The 18787-nt window shown below is 61.7% G+C and carries 16 protein-coding genes; 10 read left to right on the forward strand and 6 right to left on the reverse strand.

Annotated features, from left to right (window positions below; translation table 11 throughout):
• Positions 1-95 precede the first annotated feature (95 nt).
• Positions 96-1028: a proline iminopeptidase-family hydrolase gene (locus DBR46_RS23185; RefSeq protein WP_124528077.1), complete on the reverse strand. Its 933-nt coding sequence runs from the start codon at positions 1026-1028 to the stop codon at positions 96-98.
• A gap of 93 nt (positions 1029-1121) precedes the next feature.
• Positions 1122-1886, reverse strand: a complete 765-nt coding sequence (locus DBR46_RS23190) for a LuxR family transcriptional regulator (RefSeq protein WP_124528078.1) — start codon at positions 1884-1886, stop codon at positions 1122-1124.
• A gap of 183 nt (positions 1887-2069) precedes the next feature.
• Between DBR46_RS23190 and DBR46_RS23195 the strand changes: the two genes are divergently transcribed.
• The 6 genes from DBR46_RS23195 to DBR46_RS23220 are packed head-to-tail and all read left to right on the forward strand — an operon-like array spanning position 2070 to position 8230.
• Positions 2070-2957 carry a proline iminopeptidase-family hydrolase gene (locus tag DBR46_RS23195; RefSeq protein ID WP_124528079.1) on the forward strand — a complete coding sequence of 296 codons (888 nt, stop codon included), beginning with the start codon at positions 2070-2072 and terminating at the stop codon, positions 2955-2957.
• A 3-nt stretch (positions 2958-2960) separates the two neighbouring features.
• Positions 2961-3908, forward strand: a complete 948-nt coding sequence (locus DBR46_RS23200; protein WP_124528080.1) for an ABC transporter permease — start codon at positions 2961-2963, stop codon at positions 3906-3908.
• Complete coding sequence (locus DBR46_RS23205; RefSeq protein WP_124528081.1) at positions 3905-4762, forward strand: ABC transporter permease; 858 nt, start codon at positions 3905-3907, stop codon at positions 4760-4762. Before DBR46_RS23200 ends, DBR46_RS23205 begins: the two co-directional genes overlap by 4 nt.
• Positions 4759-5715, forward strand: a complete 957-nt coding sequence (locus DBR46_RS23210; RefSeq protein WP_124528082.1) for an ABC transporter ATP-binding protein — start codon at positions 4759-4761, stop codon at positions 5713-5715. The genes DBR46_RS23205 and DBR46_RS23210 overlap by 4 nt, the downstream gene beginning before the upstream one ends.
• Entirely contained in the window at positions 5712-6683 is a 972-nt protein-coding gene (locus tag DBR46_RS23215; RefSeq protein ID WP_124528083.1) for an ABC transporter ATP-binding protein, read from the forward strand. The genes DBR46_RS23210 and DBR46_RS23215 overlap by 4 nt, the downstream gene beginning before the upstream one ends.
• 32 nt (positions 6684-6715) lie before the next feature.
• Complete coding sequence (locus DBR46_RS23220; protein ID WP_124528084.1) at positions 6716-8230, forward strand: ABC transporter substrate-binding protein; 1515 nt, start codon at positions 6716-6718, stop codon at positions 8228-8230.
• A gap of 154 nt (positions 8231-8384) precedes the next feature.
• On the opposite strand, the gene DBR46_RS23225 is transcribed toward DBR46_RS23220, so the two are convergent.
• From DBR46_RS23225 to DBR46_RS23240, 4 genes are all read right to left on the reverse strand, one after another.
• Complete coding sequence (locus DBR46_RS23225) at positions 8385-9125, reverse strand: YciK family oxidoreductase (RefSeq protein WP_016975315.1); 741 nt, start codon at positions 9123-9125, stop codon at positions 8385-8387.
• Positions 9126-9312: 187 nt separating this feature from the next.
• Positions 9313-9984 (reverse strand): N-acetylmuramic acid 6-phosphate phosphatase MupP, encoded by a 672-nt coding sequence (gene mupP / locus DBR46_RS23230; RefSeq protein ID WP_026136488.1) that lies wholly within the window; start codon positions 9982-9984, stop codon positions 9313-9315.
• Positions 9985-9988: 4 nt separating this feature from the next.
• Positions 9989-10687, reverse strand: coding sequence for a bifunctional 2-polyprenyl-6-hydroxyphenol methylase/3-demethylubiquinol 3-O-methyltransferase UbiG (gene ubiG / locus DBR46_RS23235; RefSeq protein WP_017734479.1), 699 nt, complete (start codon positions 10685-10687; stop codon positions 9989-9991).
• Between the two features lie 64 nt (positions 10688-10751).
• Positions 10752-12083 (reverse strand): TRZ/ATZ family hydrolase, encoded by a 1332-nt coding sequence (locus DBR46_RS23240; RefSeq protein WP_124528085.1) that lies wholly within the window; start codon positions 12081-12083, stop codon positions 10752-10754.
• 109 nt (positions 12084-12192) lie between these two features.
• Between DBR46_RS23240 and mtnA the strand changes: the two genes are divergently transcribed.
• The 4 genes from mtnA to pheA all read left to right on the forward strand — a co-directional run bounded on the left by mtnA (position 12193) and on the right by pheA (position 18778).
• On the forward strand, positions 12193-13263 hold the full coding sequence (gene mtnA / locus DBR46_RS23245; protein ID WP_124528086.1) for an S-methyl-5-thioribose-1-phosphate isomerase: 1071 nt from the start codon (positions 12193-12195) through the stop codon (positions 13261-13263).
• Between the two features lie 422 nt (positions 13264-13685).
• A complete protein-coding gene (gene gyrA, locus DBR46_RS23250; RefSeq protein ID WP_124528087.1) occupies positions 13686-16355 on the forward strand; it encodes a DNA gyrase subunit A in 2670 nt (889 codons plus the stop codon).
• A gap of 243 nt (positions 16356-16598) precedes the next feature.
• Positions 16599-17684: a 3-phosphoserine/phosphohydroxythreonine transaminase gene (gene serC, locus DBR46_RS23255; protein WP_124528088.1), complete on the forward strand. Its 1086-nt coding sequence runs from the start codon at positions 16599-16601 to the stop codon at positions 17682-17684.
• Positions 17684-18778: a prephenate dehydratase gene (gene pheA / locus DBR46_RS23260; RefSeq protein ID WP_003172650.1), complete on the forward strand. Its 1095-nt coding sequence runs from the start codon at positions 17684-17686 to the stop codon at positions 18776-18778. Before serC ends, pheA begins: the two co-directional genes overlap by 1 nt.
• Positions 18779-18787 lie beyond the last annotated feature (9 nt).

Consider the following 18787-nt stretch of genomic DNA (forward strand, 5'->3'; position numbering starts at 1 on the left):
GGGAGCGGGCTTGCTCGCGAAGGCGGTAGATCAGCTAGTACATGTGCAAGCTGACCCACCGCCTTCGCGAGCAAGCCCGCTCCCACATTGGTAATTCAGCTAGCCTTGAGGGTTTTGTACGGTACCGAACACGCCTCATCCAAAAACTTCACCACAGTGCCCATGCACGCCTGGCGTTCTTCGACATGGGGCATGTGGCTGGAGTCTTCAAACAGCGCCCAGCGCACGTTCGCGATCTCATCCAGGAACGGCTTGACCACCAATGGCGTGGCCTCGTCATGCCGCCCGGAGATCACCAGGGTCGGCACATTGATCGCCGACAACCGGCCAATCGACTTCCAATCCTTCAAGCTGCCGATTACGTGGAACTCGGTCGGGCCGCTCATGGCGTGGTACACCGTGGGGTCCGAGTCAACTTGGGCAAAGGTGCGCGCGACTTCTTCCGGCCACGGATTGACGCGGCACACGTGCTGGTCATAGAAAATCCGCGAGGCGGCGAGGTATTCCGGGTCTTGATAGGTGCCGGCGGCTTCATGCTTGAGCAGGGTTTCATGCACGCCTTCGGGCAATAGCTTGCGCAGGCGGTTGGCTTCGCTGACCCAGGTGCGCATGCACGTCGGCGAGTTGGCCGGGATAAACGCGCGCAGGCCCTTGGGCTGGCGGATCGCGTGTTCGCTGCCGAGCATGCCGCCCCAGGACTGGCCGAGAATCGCGTAGTTATCGCTGATGTTCAGGTGGTCGAGCAGGTTGTCGAGTTCGGCGAGGAACAGGTCGACGGTCCAGAACGAAGGGTCTTTGTCCGGCAGATGGGTGGAGCGGCCGTTGCCCAGTTGATCGTAGTGGATCACGGCATGGCCGCTGGCGGCGACGTCCTTGAAGGCGTCGACATAGTCATGGGTGCAACCGGGGCCGCCGTGGATGATCACCAGCGGCGTGCGGCCGGTGGTCAGGTCGCCGGTGACGCGGTACCAGGTCTGGTAGGCGCCAAAAGCCGCATACCCTTCGCGGATCTGTTCGATGAATTCCATTTCGTACCCTGCTCGTGAAAAAAGGATCAGGGACACAATAGTCGGCACGCCACATTTAGGTAACTAGCAAAACAGCTAGGTTTTACCCATCGGTCAATCTTCCAGCAAGCGGTAATGGGTGGCGCGCACCACCGCCTGGACGCGGTTCTTGGCCCCCAGCTTGTGCATCGCCGAGGCCAGGTGCAGGGTGACCACTGCCAGTGAGCGGCTCAATTGCGTGGCGATTTCAGCGGCGGTGAGCCCGTCGGCGGCCCATTTCAGGCATTCGCGTTCGCGTTTGGTCAGGTGGATATGCGGGTACGTGCGTAGCTCTTTGCTGAATAGCGGGTAGGCCGCTTCCTGCAAGGCGTGGGTGATCAGGCTGAAATCTGCCAGGGTCTGCTGGGCATCCTGCAACACACTGCGGGCCTTGCCGGTGCGCAAGCCGGTCAACGAGGCAAAGCCACCGCGCGGCAAGTGGATGGGCACACTGACGCCGCAGGTCAGTTGGCGTTCATGCAGGTACGAGGAAACAGGGGCGTGACAGGGGTCGATGATCTTTTGCAGGGCCGTCTGGGCTTTGGCCTCGTAGGACCAGACAAATGGCGATACCGTGCTCAAGGCCAGGTGCTGCACCGGGTCGATCTGGTAGAACCCTTCGCCACACCACAACGCGTGCCAGTCGGGCGGTGTGTTGCGCAGTTCCAGTACCGAGGGGGTGATCAAGGCGCCGTCATGGTCCATGGGCACCGGGGTGTAGTCGTACACCAATGCATCGAAGCCCAACTGTTGGGCAAGGATAAAGGTGTTGTCCATCTGTTCGTCCAGGCTCCTGCCCGGCATCAGACGGTTATTGAAGGCAGTAAGCTTGGCCAGCATCCGTTCTGCTCCCGAATTCATTTGAATCTCGACTTGCGGCAAGTAGAATGCCACGCCCCGGCGAAGGACTGCCAGGCTAAACCTATAAGAAATACTAGGTTATGGACGCACGGCATCCTCGGTAGTGTTGGCCTGATCAACGGCCGCTGCCAGCCAGGCCGATACCACACAAGGAAAGTATGCATGTGGCGTGAAATTGCCCCCGACCAGCAGTACAACGTGCAAGTCGACGGCCATAACCTCGTGGTCTACAGCTTCGGCGAAGGCGATGAGGTGCTCTTGTGCCTCAACGGCGGGCCGGGCCTGCCGTGTGACTACTTGCGCGACGCCCATGGCTGGCTCAAGGATCATAACCTGCGAGTGGTTGCATTCGACCAGCTTGGCACTGGCGCATCAGCCAGACCGACCGATGTTTCCTTGTGGGAAATCCGCCGTTATGTCGAAGAAGTCGAAACCGTGCGCCAAACCCTGGGCCTTGGGCGCGTGCATCTGCTGGGGCATTCCTGGGGCGGCTGGCTCGGCATCGAATACGCCATCCATTACCCCGATGCACTGAAAAGCCTGATCCTCGAAAACACTGTCGGTGACATTCCGCACCTGTCCCAGGAGCTTGAACGCCTGCGCGGCGCCCTCGGCAGTGAAACCGTGGCAATGATGCAGCGCCACGAAGCCATGGGCACCCTCGACCATCCGCAGTACCAGGCCGCCATCACTTTGCTCAACTATCGCCACGTGTGCCGCCTGGACGAATGGCCCGAGCCGGTCAAGCGCTCCCTCGGCGACTGGAACATGGGCCCTTACGAAACCATGCAGGGGCCCAACGAGTTCCTCTATGTCGGCAACCTCAAGGACTGGAACCGCATCCCCGAGATGGCCGACTTCAAGATGCCCACGCTGATCACCACCGGCCAACACGACGAACTCACCCCGGCCTGTGCGATGCGCATGAAGATGGCGGTCAAGCATGCCGAGCTGCACGTGTTTCCCAACAGCAGTCATATGCCGTTTTACGAAGAGCCCCAGGCCTATTTCCCGGTGTTGCTGGACTTCCTCGCGCGTCACCGAGGCTGACGGATGAATCTGGCGCGCTACCGTTTTGTGCTGTCCCGGCCGCTGCAATTGCTGCCGGTGTTGTTTGGCATCAGCCTGATCACTTTTATCCTGGTGCGCTCGATCCCCGGCGATCCGGCGCGCGCCTTGCTGGGCTCGCGCAGCACACCGGACGCGCTGCTGAAAATCCGCGCCCAGTACGGCCTCGACCAACCGTTGTGGCTGCAATATTTCTACTTCCTGAAGAACCTGCTCAAGGGCGATCTCGGCCAATCGTTGTTGTACAAGGTCGATGCCCTGAAGCTGATCGTCACCCGCATTGAACCGACCCTGGTGCTGGTGCTCGGCAGCGTGCTGCTGGCGCTGTTGATCGCGGTGCCGCTGGCCACCCTGGCGGCGCGCAACAAGGGCGGCTGGGTGGATAACCTGATCCGTGTATTCACCACGGTCGGCCTGGGGATGCCGGCGTTCTGGCTGGGCTTGATGCTGATCCTGCTGCTGAGTGTGAAGTGGGGCCTGTTTCCGGTGTCTGGCTACGGCCGCACCTTTCTCGACAAGGCGCATCACATGGTCTTGCCGTGCCTGACCATTGCCCTGGCGCTGTCGGCCGTGCTGGTGCGCAACCTGCGGGCGAGCATGTTGATGGAGTTGCAGGCCGATCACGTCACCGCCGCCCGGGCGCGCGGGTTGTCGGAAGCGGCGGTGTTTCGCCGGCACGTGTTACCCAATTCCCTGGTGCCCGCGGTCAATCTGCTGGCGGTGAATATCGGCTGGCTGATCAGCGGCACAGTGGTGATCGAAAGCCTGTTTGCGATCCCCGGCATCGGCCAATTGCTGGTGCGCGGCATCTTTACCCGCGACTACATGGTGGTGCAGGGCGTGGCCATGGTGCTGGCGTGTGCGACGGTAATGGTCAACTTTGCCGCCGACGTGGTGACGGTAGCCCTCGACCCACGGGTGAAGATGCAATGAGCGGCCGCCCGTTGATTGCCCCGTGGCGCTTGCGCCTGCGCTTTGGTTTTCGCAACGGTCGGCTGACCGCCGCGTGGGGCCTGTTGATCCTGTTGCTGTGGTTTGCCCTGGCGCTGTTTGCGCCGTGGATCGCCCCTTACGATCCGATTGCGCAGAACACCGAGTTCAGTTTGCTGGCCCCAAGCCTGGCCCATCCTTTCGGCACCGATAACTATGGCCGCGACATCCTCTCCCGGGTGATCTGGGGTGCGCGCATCGACCTGCAACTGGCCATCGTCGGCGTGATTTTTCCGTTCCTGATCGGCACCTTTGTCGGCGCGGTCTCCGGTTACATCGGCGGACGGTTCGACAACTTTTGCATGCGCGTGATCGACGTGATCCTGGCGTTCCCGTTCCTGGTGTTGATGCTGGCGATCATGGCCATCCTCGGGCCGGGCTTGCAGAGCTTTTATATTGCCATGGCGCTGGTGGGCTGGGTGTCGTATGCGCGGTTGATCCGCTCGCAGATCCTGGTGCTCAAGGAAAGCGACTTTGCCCTGGCCGCCAAGAGCCTGGGCTTTGGCCACGGGCGCATTCTGTTCCGGCATTTGCTGCCGAATGCGATGTTCGGCTCCATTGTATTTTCCATGTCGGATGCGGTGCTGGTGCTGCTCAATGGCGCCGCCGTGAGCTATCTGGGCCTGGGGGTGCAGCCGCCGACCGCCGAGTGGGGCACGATGGTCGCCGAAGGGCAGGCGTTTATCACCACGGCCTGGTGGATCTGTACATTCCCGGGCCTGGCCATCGTCACCCTGGCCATGGGCTTCAGCCTGCTGGCCGACGGTGTCGCGCAAGTGTTGGGGGAACGCTCATGAGCCTGTTGCAGGTGCAAGACCTGAGCGTGATCGCCAACAACGCCGGGCGCGATGTGACGCTGGTGGATCGTGTGTCCTTCGACCTGGCCGAAGGCGAAATCCTCGGGCTGGTGGGCGAAAGCGGCTCGGGCAAGACCATGGCCTGTCGCGGGCTCATGCGCTTGTTGCCGTCGCCGAACCTGCGGGTGCAAGGTGGTGGCGTGCGGCTGGCCGGCCAGGATTTGTTGACGCTGGACGATGCCGGCATGCGCGCCGTACGCGGTGGACAGTTGGGCATGATCTTCCAGAACCCCAGCAGCCACCTCGACCCGCTGATGCGCATCGGCGAGCAGATTGCCGAGGGCATTCGCCTGCACCAGGGCGCGTCGAAAAAAGACGCGCGTCGGCAAGCCATCGAGGTGCTGCGTCAAGTCGGCATTCCCGACCCCCAGGCGCGGGTGGACAACTATCCCCACGAGTTTTCCGGGGGCATGCGCCAACGCGCGATGATCGCCGTCGCCCTGGGCTGCAACCCGAGAGTGTTGATTGCCGACGAGCCGACTACCGCTCTCGATGTGACCGTGCAGGCGCAAATTCTGCGCCTGCTGCTGGACCTGCGCGACCGGCGCGGCCTGTCGATCATCATGATCACCCACGACCTTGGCGTGGTGGCGCAGACCTGTGATTCCATCGCGGTGATGTACGCCGGGCGCTTGTGCGAGCAGGGCAGCAAGTACGACCTGCTGGCGCGCCCGCAACACCCGTACACCGCCGGCCTGATTGCTTGCCAGCCGGCCCACAGCAGCGGCCACGCCTTGCTGCGCACCATTGCCGGCCAGCCGCCGTTACTCGATGCGTTGCCAGCCGGTTGCCGCTTCAACCCGCGCTGCCCGCAGGTGGGCGCCTTGTGTGCGGAGCAAGTACCGCAAGGCGTACGCGTGGCCTGTCACTACCCGTTGGGAGCGCACTCATGAGCCTGTTGCAGATCAAGGACCTGGAGGTGAAGTTTGCCGCGTCCGGCTCCGGCTTCCTGGGGTTGAACAAGCAGTGGGTGAGGGCGGTCAACGGTGTTTCGCTGAACCTCGCGGCGGGGGAAACCCTGGGTTTGGTTGGCGAGTCCGGCAGCGGCAAGAGCACGTTGGGCCGGGCGATCTTGCACCTCAATCCGATCAGCGCTGGGCAGGTACTGTTCGATGGCATCGACATGGCCCATGGCAGTCCCATCGACATCGCCCGCCTGCGCCACGAAACCGCGATGATCTTCCAGGACCCTTATGCTGCACTGAACCCGCGCCACACCATCGGCGAAACCATTGCCGAAGTGCTGCGGGTGCAGCGCAAGGTCACGCCGGACCAGATCCCGCACCGCATCGATGAACTGCTCGACCTGGTCGGCTTGCGCCCGGAACTGGCCAGTCGCAAGCCCGGCTCCCTCAGCGGCGGCCAGTGCCAGCGCGTCGGTATCGCCCGCGCATTGGCGGTGGAGCCGCGCCTGATCATCGCCGATGAGTGCGTGGCGGCGCTGGATGTGTCGATCCAGGGCCAGATCATCAACCTGTTGCTGGAACTGCAACAACGCATGAACCTGGCGATCCTGTTTATCGCCCATGACCTGGCCATCGTGCGTCGCCTGTGCGACCGCGTGGCGGTGATGTACCTGGGCAAGATCGTTGAGGAAGGGCCGGTGGAAGCGGTCTTCACCGCGCCGCGCCATCCCTATACGGCGGCGTTGATCGAAGCGATACCCGAGATCGATCCCAATCGGCCGTTGCCTACAGAACCTTTGCCCGGTGAGCCACCGAGCCCGCTTAACCTGCCTGCCGGTTGCGCCTTCCACCCGCGTTGCCGGCATGCGCAAACGATGTGTTCCGTGGTGTTGCCGCCTACCCATTTCCTGCACGAGCATCGGTACAGTTGCGTGCTTGAAGAACCGTTGCTTTAACCTTCTGCCATTCATTAACAAGGAGTTGTGATATGCAATCGCGCCATTTGAAGTCTCTCGCCGCCGCTACATTGACCGCATGGTCCCTGACTGCCGGGTTGGCGCAAGCCGCCGGTGTTCTCACCATCGGCTGCCGTGAAGACAGCACCACGTTCGACCCGATCAAAAGCGCGCAAAACCGTGACACCTGGGTGTTCGCCAACGTGTACGACACCCTGGTACGCGTGGATAACCTGGGTACCAAGATGGAGCCGGGGTTGGCAGAAAGCTGGGACATTTCCAAGGACGGCCTGACCTACACCTTCAAGCTGCGCGATGCGAAGTTCTCTGATGGCTCGGCGATCAGTGCCGACGATGCGGCGTTCAGCCTGTTGCGCATCCGTGACAACAAGGCCTCGCTGTGGAGCGATCCGTTCAGCCTGATCGACACGGCCAAGGCGGCCGATCCGAAGACGCTGGTGGTCACCCTCAAGACGCCTGCCGTAGCCTTCCTCTCGCAACTGGCGTCGCCGACGGTGTCGATCCTGTCGGAAAAGGCCATGACCAAGATGGGCGAAGACGCCTACTCGGAAAACCCGGTAACCTCCGGCGCGTTTACCGTGGACGAGTGGCGCAAGGGCGACCGCGTGATCCTGAAGAAGAACCCGAACTTCTGGCAGGCCAAGAACGTCAGCCTGGACGGCGTGGAGTGGGTCTCCGTGACCGACGATAATACGCGCATGCGCATGGTGCAGAACAACGAACTGGACACGGCGATCTTCGTGCCGTTCTCCCGCGTTGAAGAGTTGAAGAAAGACAAGAACGTGGTGATCCATGCCGATCCGTCGACCCGTGAAGATCACCTGCTGATCAACCACGAGCACGGCCTGCTGGCCAAGCCCGAGGTGCGTCAGGCGCTGGACCTGGCCATCGACAAACAATCGCTGGTGAAGACCGCCACTTACGGCCAAGGCACCGTGGCCTATTCCTACATCCCCAAAGGCTCGCTGTACCACTACGCCAACAACCTGCAACGCCCGTATGACCCGACGGCCGCCAAGAAGCTGCTGGCCGATGCCGGCGCCAAGGACTTGAAGCTCAACTACGTGGTCAACGCCGGCAACGAAGCCGACGAGCAGATCGCGGTGATCATCAAGGACCAGTTGGCCAAGGTCGGCGTGACCGCCAACCTGCAAAAGGTCGACCCGACCCAGAGCTGGCAGATGCTGGTGGACGGTGAGTACGATATTTCGGTGATGTACTGGACCAACGACATCCTTGACCCGGACCAGAAGACCACTTTCGTTCTGGGCCACGACACCAACCAGAACTACATGACCCGCTACAAGAACGACAAGGTCAAGAACCTGGTGGCGGCCGCACGGATCGAGGCCGACCCGGTCAAGCGTGAGCAGATGTATGTGGAGTTGCAGAAGCTGGCGAAGCAGGACGTGAACTGGATTGACTTGTACTACAGCCCGTATATCAACATCTCACGCAGTAACATCAGTAACTTCCTGCAAAACCCGTTGGGGCGTTTCACCCTTGAAGAAGTCGTGAAAAACTAAGTCCTCACCAACAACATAGATCAACTGTGGGAGCTGGCTTGCCTGCGATGGCGGTCTGTCAGTGATGAATACCTCGCCTGACACTCCGCCATCGCGGGCAAGCCCGCTCCCACATTTTTTTGTGGTCACATTTGGTTCTGTGTTGTTTCAGGGGTTATTGCGCGTCAAACGCCTGGCCGTTGATGCCAGCACTGTCCGGCCCCATCAGGTACAGGTACACCGGCATGATCTCTTCCGGCGCCGGCCGCTCCATCGGGTTCTCCCCCGGATACGCCTGGGCGCGCATGCTGGTGCGTGTGCCGCCTGGGTTGATGCTGTTGGAGCGTACCGCTGCCACATCCTCAAGCTCGTCAGCCAGGGTCTGCATCAAACCCTCGGTGGCAAATTTCGACACACCATAAGCCCCCCAATACGCCCGACCCTTGCGCCCGACGCTGCTGGAGGTAAACACCACCGACGCATCCTGGGACAGCTTGAGCAGCGGCAGCAAGGTGCTGGTCAGCATGAACATCGCGTTGACGTTCACGTGCATCACCCGCATGAAGTTTTCACCGGACAACTGCTCGATCGGCGTACGTGGGCCGATGATCGAGGCGTTGTGCAGCAGGCCGTCGAGGTGGCCGAATTCCTTTTCGATCATCGCTGCCAGCTCATCGTATTGATGGGGCAGGGCGGTCTCCAGGTTGAAGGGGATCACCACCGGCTGAGGTTGGCCGGCTGCTTCGATTTCGTCATAGACCTGGGCCAGGTTGGCTTCGGTCTTGCCCAGCAACAGCACGGTGGCGCCGTGGGCGGCGTAGGTTTTTGCCGCCGCCGCGCCAATCCCGCGGCCGGCGCCGGTGACCAGAATCACCCGGCCTTTGAGCAGTTCTGGACGTGCAGAGTAATCAAACATAAATAGCCTCGACAAAATTCAACAGGTTGCAAACACCCAATTTGGAAACAGCGCAGGTCCCCTGTGGGAGCGGGCTTGCTCGCGAATGCGGAGTGTCAGTCACAGATACTTCAACTGATCCACCGCTTTCGCGAGCAAGCCCGCTCCCACATTTGGATCTTCATTGGTCTGTAGATTCAGTGCGCCATCAGCAACTGCACAGTGCGTTATCCAGCACCTTGCGCAGTTCCAGCGGGTGGTCCACCACCACGTCGGCGCCCCAGTTGCGTGGGTTGTCGTCCGGGTGGATATAGCCGTAGGTCACCGCAGCGGTGCGGGTGCCGGCATCGCGGCCAGACTCGATGTCACGCAGGTCATCGCCCACGAACAACACGCTGGCCGGGTCCAGGTCGAGCATCTTGCACGCCAGGATCATCGGCTCCGGGTCCGGCTTGCTGTTTTTCACGTGGTCCGGGCAGATCAGCAGGGCCGAGCGCTCGGCCAAGCCCAGTTGCTGCATGATCGGTTCGGCAAAGCGCAGCGGCTTGTTGGTGACTACGCCCCACACCAGCTTGGACTTCTCGATGTCCGCCAGCAGTTCGGCCATGCCGTCGAACAGTTTGCTGTGCACCGCGCAACCCTTGAGGTAGCGCTCCAGGAACTCCAGGCGCAGTTCTTCAAAGCCTGGGGATTCCGGGTCCATGGAAAAGGTCACGGCGACCATTGCCCGCGCACCGCCGGAGATTTCATCGCGGATGTGCGCATCGTTGATCGGCGCCAGGCCACGGTCGGCGCGCATGGCTTGGCAGATGGCGATAAAGTCCGGCGCGGTGTCCAGCAGCGTACCGTCCATATCGAAGAGAACCGCTCGCAACTTCACAGGCTTACTCCTCGCGCAGGGTCTGGATCATGTAGTTGACGTCCACGTCGCTGGCCAGTTTGTAGTGCTTGGTCAGCGGGTTGTAGGTCAGGCCGATGATGTCCTTGACGGTCAGCCCGGCCTGGCGGCTCCAGGCGCCCAGCTCGGACGGGCGGATGAACTTCTTGAAGTCATGGGTGCCACGCGGCAGCAGCTTCATGATGTATTCGGCGCCGATGATCGCGAACAGGTAGGCCTTGGGGTTGCGGTTGATGGTGGAGAAGAACACCTGGCCGCCCGGCTTGACCATGCGGAAGCAGGCGCGGATTACCGAGGACGGGTCCGGCACGTGTTCGAGCATTTCCAGGCAGGTGACCACGTCGAATTGCTCGGGCATTTCTTCGGCGAGGTCTTCGGCGGTGATCTGGCGGTATTCGACGTTAACGCCGGACTCCAGCTGATGCAGTTGGGCCACGGCCAGTGGCGCTTCGCCCATGTCGATACCCATCACCGTGGCGCCGCGCTGGGCCATGGCTTCGCTGAGGATGCCGCCGCCGCAGCCGACGTCCAGCACCTTCTTGCCGGCCAGGTTGACGCGCTCGTCAATCCAGTTGACCCGCAGCGGGTTGATGTCGTGCAAGGGCTTGAACTCGCTTTCGCGGTCCCACCAGCGGTGGGCCAGGGCTTCGAATTTGGCGATTTCGGCGTGGTCGACGTTGCTCATGGTGCATCCTCTAAATCTGATAAATCGGTTTGTCGGTCTTGAACGTACGGCTTCAAGGCCGGCGTTATTCGTGGTGCCCGCTGATGCGCTTGCCCCAGGCCATGGCCGTGGCGGTCAGTTGCTGTTCATCCATGCGGGTCAATTGCCGGTCGTCGAGCAATTGCTTGCCGGCGACCCAAAGGTGTTTCACGCAATCGCGTCCGGTGGCATATATAAGCTGTGAGACCGGATCGTAGACCGGTTGTTGCGCCAGCCCCGACAGATCGAAGGCGACCATATCCGCCGCCTTGCCGACTTCCAGTGAGCCAATCTCGCTTTCCAGGCCCATGGCCCGCGCGCCATTGAGGGTGGCCATGCGCAGGGCGCGGTGGGCATCCAGGGCCGTGGCCGAGCCGGCGACAGCCTTGGCCAGCATCGCTGCCGTGCGGGTTTCGCCCAGCAGGTCGAGGTCATTGTTGCTGGCGGCGCCATCGGTGCCGATGGCCACGTTGACGCCAGCCTGCCACAAGCGCTCCACCGGGCAGAAGCCGCTGGCCAGTTTCAGGTTGGATTCCGGGCAGTGGATCACGCTGGTGTTGCTTTCTACCAGCAAAGCCAGGTCATCTTCGCTGATTTGGGTCATATGAACGGCCTGGAAGCGCGGGCCCAGCAACCCAAGGCGGCCCAGGCGCGCGAGTGGGCGTTCGCCGGTCTGCTCGACGGCTTGCTGCACTTCAAAGGCGGTTTCGTGCACGTGCATGTGGATCGCGGCGTCCAGCTCTTCGGCGATCACGCGGATTTTTTCCAGGTTGGCATCGCACACGGTGTAGGGCGCATGAGGGCCGAAGGTGACCTTGATGCGCGGGTGGTGCTTGAGATCACCGAACAGCTCGACACCCTGGCGGATGGCCTCGTCGGCGCTGCTGGCGCCGGGAATCGGGAAGTCGAGGATCGGAATCGCGATTTGCGCACGCATGCCGCTGTTATGCACGCAGTCACTGGCGACCTTGGGGTAGAAGTACATGTCCGAGAAACAGGTGATGCCACCCTTGAGCTGCTCGGCGATGGCCAGGTCGGTGCCGTCGCGTACGAACGCCTCATCGACCCACTTGGCCTCGGCGGGCCAGATGTGTTTTTCCAGCCAGGTCATCAGCGGCAAATCATCGGCCAGGCCGCGAAACAGGCTCATCGCCGCATGCCCGTGGGCGTTGATCAGGCCGGGGCTGAGCAGCATGCCCGGCAACTCGCGGACCTCGGTGGCTGCCAGTTTCAATGCCGCCGCCCGTGGGCCGATAAAGGCAATGCGTCCCTCACGGATGCCCACGCCATGTTCCTTGAGCACCACGCCGGCAGGTTCGACGGGCACCAGCCAGGTGGGCAGTAATACCAAGTCGAGCGGGGCGGCAGTGGCGGTCATCGCGGGCTTCTTCCCAGGCAGCTATAAAAGAAGGCCGAAGTATACCCGAGCGTCCTGGCTGGCGGATCGCTATAATCGGCGGCTTTTGTTCATGAGTGCGGAGTAAGGGATGCGCGATCGACTGTTGGCTGCGGAGAAAGTGAAGGCCATCGATTGGCGTGATGGCGCGCTGTACCTGCTCGATCAGCGTGCCTTGCCATCCCGGGAAGACTGGGTGGCGTGCTCCACGGTCGAGGCCGTGGCCGCAGCGATCCGCACCATGGTCGTGCGCGGCGCGCCGGCCATCGGCATCAGTGCGGCCTATGGCTTGGTGCTCGCCGCCCGTGAACGTATCGCCGAGGGCGGTGACTGGCAGGCTGCGTGGGAAGAGGACTACGCACTGTTGGCTGAAAGCCGTCCCACTGCGTCGAACCTGTTCTGGGCCCTGAAGCGCATGCGTGATCGTCTGGATCGCCTCAAAAAGCACGCCGATCCGTTGGCCGTGCTGGAGGCCGAGGCCATTGCGATCCATGAAAGTGATCGGGAAGCCAATTTGAACATGGCCCAGCTGGGCGTCGAGCTGATCCGCAAGCATCAGGGCAACGCCCAGGCGATCCTGACCCATGGCAATGCGGGTGCGTTGGCTACGGGCGGTGTGGGCACGGCCCTTGGCGTGATTCGGGCGGCCTTCCTGGAGGGCATGGTCGAGCAGGTCTACGCCAACGAAACCCGCCCCTGGCTGCAAGGCTCGCGGCTGACGGCCTGGGAGCTGGCGGGCGAGGGCATTCCGGTGACGGTGAATGCCGACTCGGCGGGCGCACATATCCTCAAGACCAAAGGCGTGACCTGGGTGATCGTCGGTGCCGATTGCATTGCCGCCAATGGCGATGTGATCAGCAAGATCGGCACCTACCAGCTCGCCGTATGCGCTATGCACCATGGCGTGCGCTTTATGGTGGTGGCGCCGAGTTCGACGGTCGATTTGATGATGGCAACGGGCGATGACGTCGCGCTGGAAGAGCGTGATCCGGGCGAGTTGCTGGAGATTGTCGGGCAGCGTTTGGGGGTGGATGCGTTCAATCCGGTGTTCGACGTGACGCCGGCGGATCTGATCGACGTGATCGTCACGGAAAAGGGCATTGTCGAACGGCCGGATGTGGCCAAGATGGCCAAGTTGATGTGCCGTAAGCGGCTGCATTGAGGGGGGGGGGCTGTTGGACCGCATTCGCGAGCAAGCCCGCTCCCACATTTTGAATGTGTTCACAAATCAAATGTGGGAGCGGGCTTGCTCGCGAATGGGCCGATAAGTCAACAAATCCTTCGGATTCACTCCCGAAAAATAGCACCAACCCGCCTCTAAGCCCCTCTCGTCCCCCTCAAGCCTGTCACCCGTCAACTAACTATGCTCCATGCGCATCTGGGGGATAGGTGCGTGGCGGCGATTGTGATAACATCCGGCGGTTTCCAAGGCCGCCCCGAGGGGTTGCCTATAACGTGCAGATCCGTGTCATAACTCGTTGATTTGTCGTAAGTCGTTGTCAGGCACCGTGCCGGCAGCGGCGAGCTTCGTTCGTCCCATATGGATGTGACGAGGTTTCACCCGAAAAAGGAATCAGGCTTCTCATGGGCGAACTGGCCAAAGAAATCCTCCCGGTCAATATCGAAGACGAGCTGAAACAGTCCTACCTCGACTACGCGATGAGCGTAATTGTCGGTCGGGCACTGCCTGATGCGCGCGATGGCTTGAAGCCCGTGCACCGGCGTGTGCTGTTCGCGATGAGCGAGCTGGGTAACGACTGGAACAAGCCGTACAAGAAATCTGCCCGTGTTGTCGGTGACGTGATCGGTAAGTATCACCCTCACGGCGACACTGCGGTGTACGACACCATCGTTCGGATGGCGCAGCCGTTTTCCCTGCGCTACCTGCTGGTAGACGGCCAGGGCAACTTCGGTTCGGTCGACGGCGACAACGCCGCGGCCATGCGATACACCGAAGTGCGCATGACCAAGCTGGCGCACGAGCTGCTGGCTGACCTGCACAAAGAAACCGTGGACTGGGTGCCGAACTACGACGGCACCGAAATGATCCCGGCTGTGATGCCAACCCGTATTCCCAACCTGCTGGTCAACGGTTCCAGCGGTATCGCCGTGGGCATGGCGACCAACATCCCGCCACACAACCTCGGTGAAGTCATCGACGGTTGCCTGGCCCTCATCGACAACCCTGAGCTGACCGTCGATGAGTTGATGCAATACATTCCCGGCCCGGACTTCCCGACCGCCGCGATCATCAACGGTCGTGCCGGTATCATCGAAGCCTACCGCACCGGCCGTGGCCGCATTTACATGCGCGCCCGCTCGATGATCGAAGACATCGACAAGGTCGGTGGCCGCCAGCAGATCGTCATCACCGAGCTGCCTTACCAGTTGAACAAGGCGCGCCTGATCGAGAAGATCGCCGAGCTGGTCAAAGAGAAGAAGCTGGAAGGCATCACCGAGCTGCGCGACGAGTCCGACAAAGACGGTATGCGCGTGGTGATCGAGCTGCGCCGTGGCGAAGTGCCTGAGGTGATCCTCAACAACCTCTACGCCCAGACCCAGCTGCAAAGCGTGTTTGGTATCAACGTGGTTGCACTGATCGACGGCCGCCCGCGCATCCTGAACCTCAAGGATCTGCTGGAAGCCTTCGTGCGTCACCGCCGCGAAGTGGTCACCCGCCGTACCGTGTTCGAACTGCGCAAGGCCCGCGAGCGCGGCCACATCCTGGAAGGCCAGGCAGTTGCGTTGTCGAACATCGACCCGGTAATCGCCTTGATCAAGGCCTCGCCAACCCCGTCGGAAGCCAAGGAAGCGCTGATCAGCACGCCTTGGGAATCCAGCGCCGTGGTGGCGATGGTTGAACGTGCCGGTGCCGACTCGTGCCGTCCAGAGACCTTGGACCCACAATACGGCCTGCGCGAAGGCAAGTACTTCCTGTCGCCGGAACAGGCCCAGGCCATTCTGGAACTGCGCCTGCACCGACTGACCGGCCTGGAGCACGAGAAGCTGCTGGCCGAGTACCAGGAGATCCTCAACCAGATCGGCGAGTTGATCCGCATCCTCAGCAGCGCCGTGCGCCTGATGGAAGTGATCCGCGAAGAACTGGAAGTGATCCGCGCCGAATACGGCGACGTGCGCCGCACCGAGATCCTCGATGCTCGCCTCGACCTGACCCTGGGTGACATGATCCCGGAAGAAGAGCGCGTCGTGACCATTTCCCACGGTGGCTACGCCAAGACCCAGCCTCTGGCTGCGTACCAGGCCCAGCGCCGTGGTGGTAAAGGTAAATCGGCTACCGGCGTGAAGGATGAGGACTACATCGCTCACCTGCTCGTGGCCAACAGCCACACCACGCTGCTGCTGTTCTCCAGCAAAGGCAAGGTGTACTGGCTCAAGACCTACGAGATCCCGGAAGCCTCCCGTGCCGCCCGTGGTCGTCCGTTGGTCAACCTGCTGCCGCTGGACAGTGATGAATACATCACCACCATGCTGCCGGTCGAGGAATACACCGAAGGTCACTTCATCTTCATGGCGACCGCCAAAGGCACCGTCAAGAAGACCCCGCTGGAATCCTTCAGCCGCCAGCGCAGCGTGGGCCTGATCGCCCTGGAGCTGGACGAAGGTGACGTACTGATCTCCGCCGCCATCACCGATGGCGAGCGTGAAGTCATGCTGTTCTCCGACGGTGGCAAGGTGACACGCTTCAAGGAATCCGACGTGCGTGCCATGGGCCGTACTGCCCGCGGTGTGCGCGGCATGCGCCTGCCAGAAGGGCAGAAGCTGATTTCGATGCTGATCCCGGAAGAAGGCAGCCAGATCCTCACCGCTTCGGCGCGTGGTTACGGCAAGCGTACCGCCATCAGCGAGTTCCCGGAGTACAAGCGTGGCGGCCAGGGCGTGATCGCCATGGTCAGCAACGACCGCAACGGCCGTCTGGTCGGCGCAGTCCAGGTGCTCGATGGCGAGGAAATCATGCTGATTTCCGACCAGGGCACCCTGGTACGTACCCGTGTGGCCGAAGTGTCGAGCCTGGGCCGTAACACCCAGGGCGTGACGCTGATCAAGCTGGCCAGCGACGAGACACTGGTGGGCCTGGAGCGAGTCCAGGAACCATCGGAAGTCGAAGGCGAGGAGTTTGAGGGTGCAGAGCGCGAAGGGGAAGGCTTTGATGGCGAGGTGATCGCAAGCGGCGATGACAACGTCGACGAGCCAACCCTCGACGCTGCCGCAGACGAAGAAGAACCGCAGGAATAAGCGGACACACAGGGGGCGGATGAAGATTCGCCCCCTTGTTGTTTGTCCCCTTTGAAACAACATGTCCTTTGGCTGGACGCGGTCAATGTGGGAGCTGGCTTGCCTGCGATGGCAGCGCCACGGTATCACTGCGATACCGAGGTGCCCTTATCGCAGGCAAGCCAGCTCCCACAAGGATTCGCTCCAGAGAAAGGGTGTTGCCGAACATGATTGCAGCCCCACCAGATCAGAGTGAGATTGGATGTGAGCAAGAGAGCCTATAACTTCTGTGCCGGTCCCGCGGCGCTTCCTGAAGCAGTCCTGCAGCGTGCGCAGGGTGAACTCCTCGACTGGCATGGAAAAGGCCTCTCTGTGATGGAAATGAGCCATCGCAGCGATGAGTTCGTGTCCATTGCCAACAAGGCCGAGCAGGATCTGCGCGACTTGCTGGACATCCCATCGAACTACAAAGTGCTGTTCCTGCAAGGCGGCGCCAGCCAGCAGTTCGCGCAGATCCCACTGAACCTGCTGCCGGAAGATGGCACTGCCGACTATATCGACACCGGTATCTGGGGCCAGAAGGCCATTGAAGAGGCCTCGCGCTACGGCAACGTCAACGTCGCCGGTACCGCCAAGCCCTACGATTACTTCGCGATTCCCGGTCAGAACGAGTGGAAGCTGTCGAAGGATGCGGCCTACGTCCATTACGTGCAGAACGAAACCATTGGCGGCCTGGAGTTCGACTGGGTGCCGGAGGTCGGCGACGTGCCGTTGGTGTGCGACATGTCCTCGGACATCCTCTCGCGCCCGATCGACGTGTCCAAGTACGGCATGATCTACGCCGGGGCGCAGAAGAACATCGGCCCGAGCGGTATCCTCGTCAACATCATCCGCGAAGACCTGCTGGGTCGCGCCCGTTCGCTGTGCCCGACCATGCTCAACTACAAGGTCGCGGCCGACAACGGCTCGATGTACAACACGCCGCCGGCGTTCGCCTGGTACCTGTCCGGCCTGGTGTTCGAGTGGCTGAAAGAGCAGGGCGGTGTCGCCGCCATGGGCAAGCTCAACGAAGAGAAGAAGCGCACCCTGTACGACTTCATCGACGCCAGCGGCCTGTACAGCAACCCGATCAACCTGAGCGACCGCTCGTGGATGAACGTACCTTTCCGCTTGGCTGACGATCGCCTCGACAAGCCATTCCTGGCCGGTGCCGACGCGCGCGGCCTGCTGAACCTCAAGGGCCACCGTTCGGTCGGTGGCATGCGCGCCTCCATCTACAACGCTGTCGACATCCACGCGATCAATGCGCTGGTTGCCTACATGGCAGAGTTCGAAAAGGAACACGGCTAATGTCTGAGCAAGAACTCAAGGCCCTGCGCGTACGCATTGACAGCCTGGACGAGAAAGTCCTGGAGCTGATCAGTGAGCGCGCGCGATGTGCCCAGGAAGTGGCGCGGGTGAAGATGGCATCCCTGGCGGAAGGCGAAGTGCCGGTGTTCTACCGGCCTGAGCGTGAAGCCCAGGTGCTCAAGCGTGTGATGGAGCGCAACAAAGGCCCGCTGGGCAACGAAGAGATGGCGCGGTTGTTCCGCGAAATCATGTCCTCGTGCCTGGCCCTGGAGCAGCCACTGAAAGTGGCTTACCTCGGCCCTGAAGGTACCTTCACCCAAGCGGCGGCCATGAAGCACTTCGGCCACGCGGTGATCAGCAAGCCAATGGCAGCGATCGACGAAGTGTTCCGTGAAGTGGCAGCCGGTGCGGTGAATTTTGGCGTGGTCCCGGTGGAAAACTCCACCGAGGGCGCGGTCAACCACACCCTGGACAGCTTCCTTGAGCACGACATGGTGATCTGCGGCGAAGTCGAGCTGCGTATCCACCACCACTTGCTGGTGGGCGAGAACACCAAGACCGACAGCATCAGCCGTATCTACTCCCACGCCCAGTCCCTGGCCCAGTGCCGCAAGTGGCTGGATGCGCACTACCCGAATGTCGAGCGCGTGGCGGTGTCCAGCAACGCCGAAGCGGCCAAGCGGGTCAAGGGCGAGTGGAACTCGGCGGCCATCGCCGGGGATATGGCAGCGGGCCTGTACGGCCTGACGCGCCTGGCCGAGAAAATCGAGGACCGCCCGGATAACTCCACACGCTTCCTGATGATCGGCAGCCAGGAAGTGCCGCCGACGGGCGACGACAAGACCTCGATCATCGTCTCCATGAGCAACAAGCCCGGCGCACTGCATGAGCTGTTGGTGCCGTTCCATGACAACGGGATTGACCTGACGCGCATCGAGACTCGTCCGTCGCGCAGCGGTAAATGGACCTACGTGTTCTTTATCGATTTCATCGGCCATCACCGTGACCCGTTGGTCAAGGGTGTGCTGGAGAAAATCAGTCAGGAAGCGGTGGCACTCAAGGTGCTGGGCTCCTACCCGAAAGCGGTTTTGTGAGGCGTTAAC

Origin of the sequence: Pseudomonas sp. KBW05 (assembly GCF_003852405.1) — a bacterium.
Classification (GTDB): domain Bacteria; phylum Pseudomonadota; class Gammaproteobacteria; order Pseudomonadales; family Pseudomonadaceae; genus Aquipseudomonas.

What these genes read in the sequence shown, in the direction of transcription:
- DBR46_RS23185 (WP_124528077.1), bottom strand. Translation starts at nt 1,028, where the DNA reads ATGGAATTCATCGAACAGATCCGCGAAGGGTATGCGGCTTTTGGCGCC.
- DBR46_RS23190 (WP_124528078.1), bottom strand. Translation starts at nt 1,886, where the DNA reads ATGCTGGCCAAGCTTACTGCCTTCAATAACCGTCTGATGCCGGGCAGG.
- DBR46_RS23195 (WP_124528079.1), top strand. Translation starts at nt 2,070, where the DNA reads ATGTGGCGTGAAATTGCCCCCGACCAGCAGTACAACGTGCAAGTCGAC.
- DBR46_RS23200 (WP_124528080.1), top strand. Translation starts at nt 2,961, where the DNA reads ATGAATCTGGCGCGCTACCGTTTTGTGCTGTCCCGGCCGCTGCAATTG.
- DBR46_RS23205 (WP_124528081.1), top strand. Translation starts at nt 3,905, where the DNA reads ATGAGCGGCCGCCCGTTGATTGCCCCGTGGCGCTTGCGCCTGCGCTTT.
- DBR46_RS23210 (WP_124528082.1), top strand. Translation starts at nt 4,759, where the DNA reads ATGAGCCTGTTGCAGGTGCAAGACCTGAGCGTGATCGCCAACAACGCC.
- DBR46_RS23215 (WP_124528083.1), top strand. Translation starts at nt 5,712, where the DNA reads ATGAGCCTGTTGCAGATCAAGGACCTGGAGGTGAAGTTTGCCGCGTCC.
- DBR46_RS23220 (WP_124528084.1), top strand. Translation starts at nt 6,716, where the DNA reads ATGCAATCGCGCCATTTGAAGTCTCTCGCCGCCGCTACATTGACCGCA.
- DBR46_RS23225 (WP_016975315.1), bottom strand. Translation starts at nt 9,125, where the DNA reads ATGTTTGATTACTCTGCACGTCCAGAACTGCTCAAAGGCCGGGTGATT.
- ubiG (WP_017734479.1), bottom strand. Translation starts at nt 10,687, where the DNA reads ATGAGCAACGTCGACCACGCCGAAATCGCCAAATTCGAAGCCCTGGCC.
- DBR46_RS23240 (WP_124528085.1), bottom strand. Translation starts at nt 12,083, where the DNA reads ATGACCGCCACTGCCGCCCCGCTCGACTTGGTATTACTGCCCACCTGG.
- mtnA (WP_124528086.1), top strand. Translation starts at nt 12,193, where the DNA reads ATGCGCGATCGACTGTTGGCTGCGGAGAAAGTGAAGGCCATCGATTGG.
- gyrA (WP_124528087.1), top strand. Translation starts at nt 13,686, where the DNA reads ATGGGCGAACTGGCCAAAGAAATCCTCCCGGTCAATATCGAAGACGAG.
- pheA (WP_003172650.1), top strand. Translation starts at nt 17,684, where the DNA reads ATGTCTGAGCAAGAACTCAAGGCCCTGCGCGTACGCATTGACAGCCTG.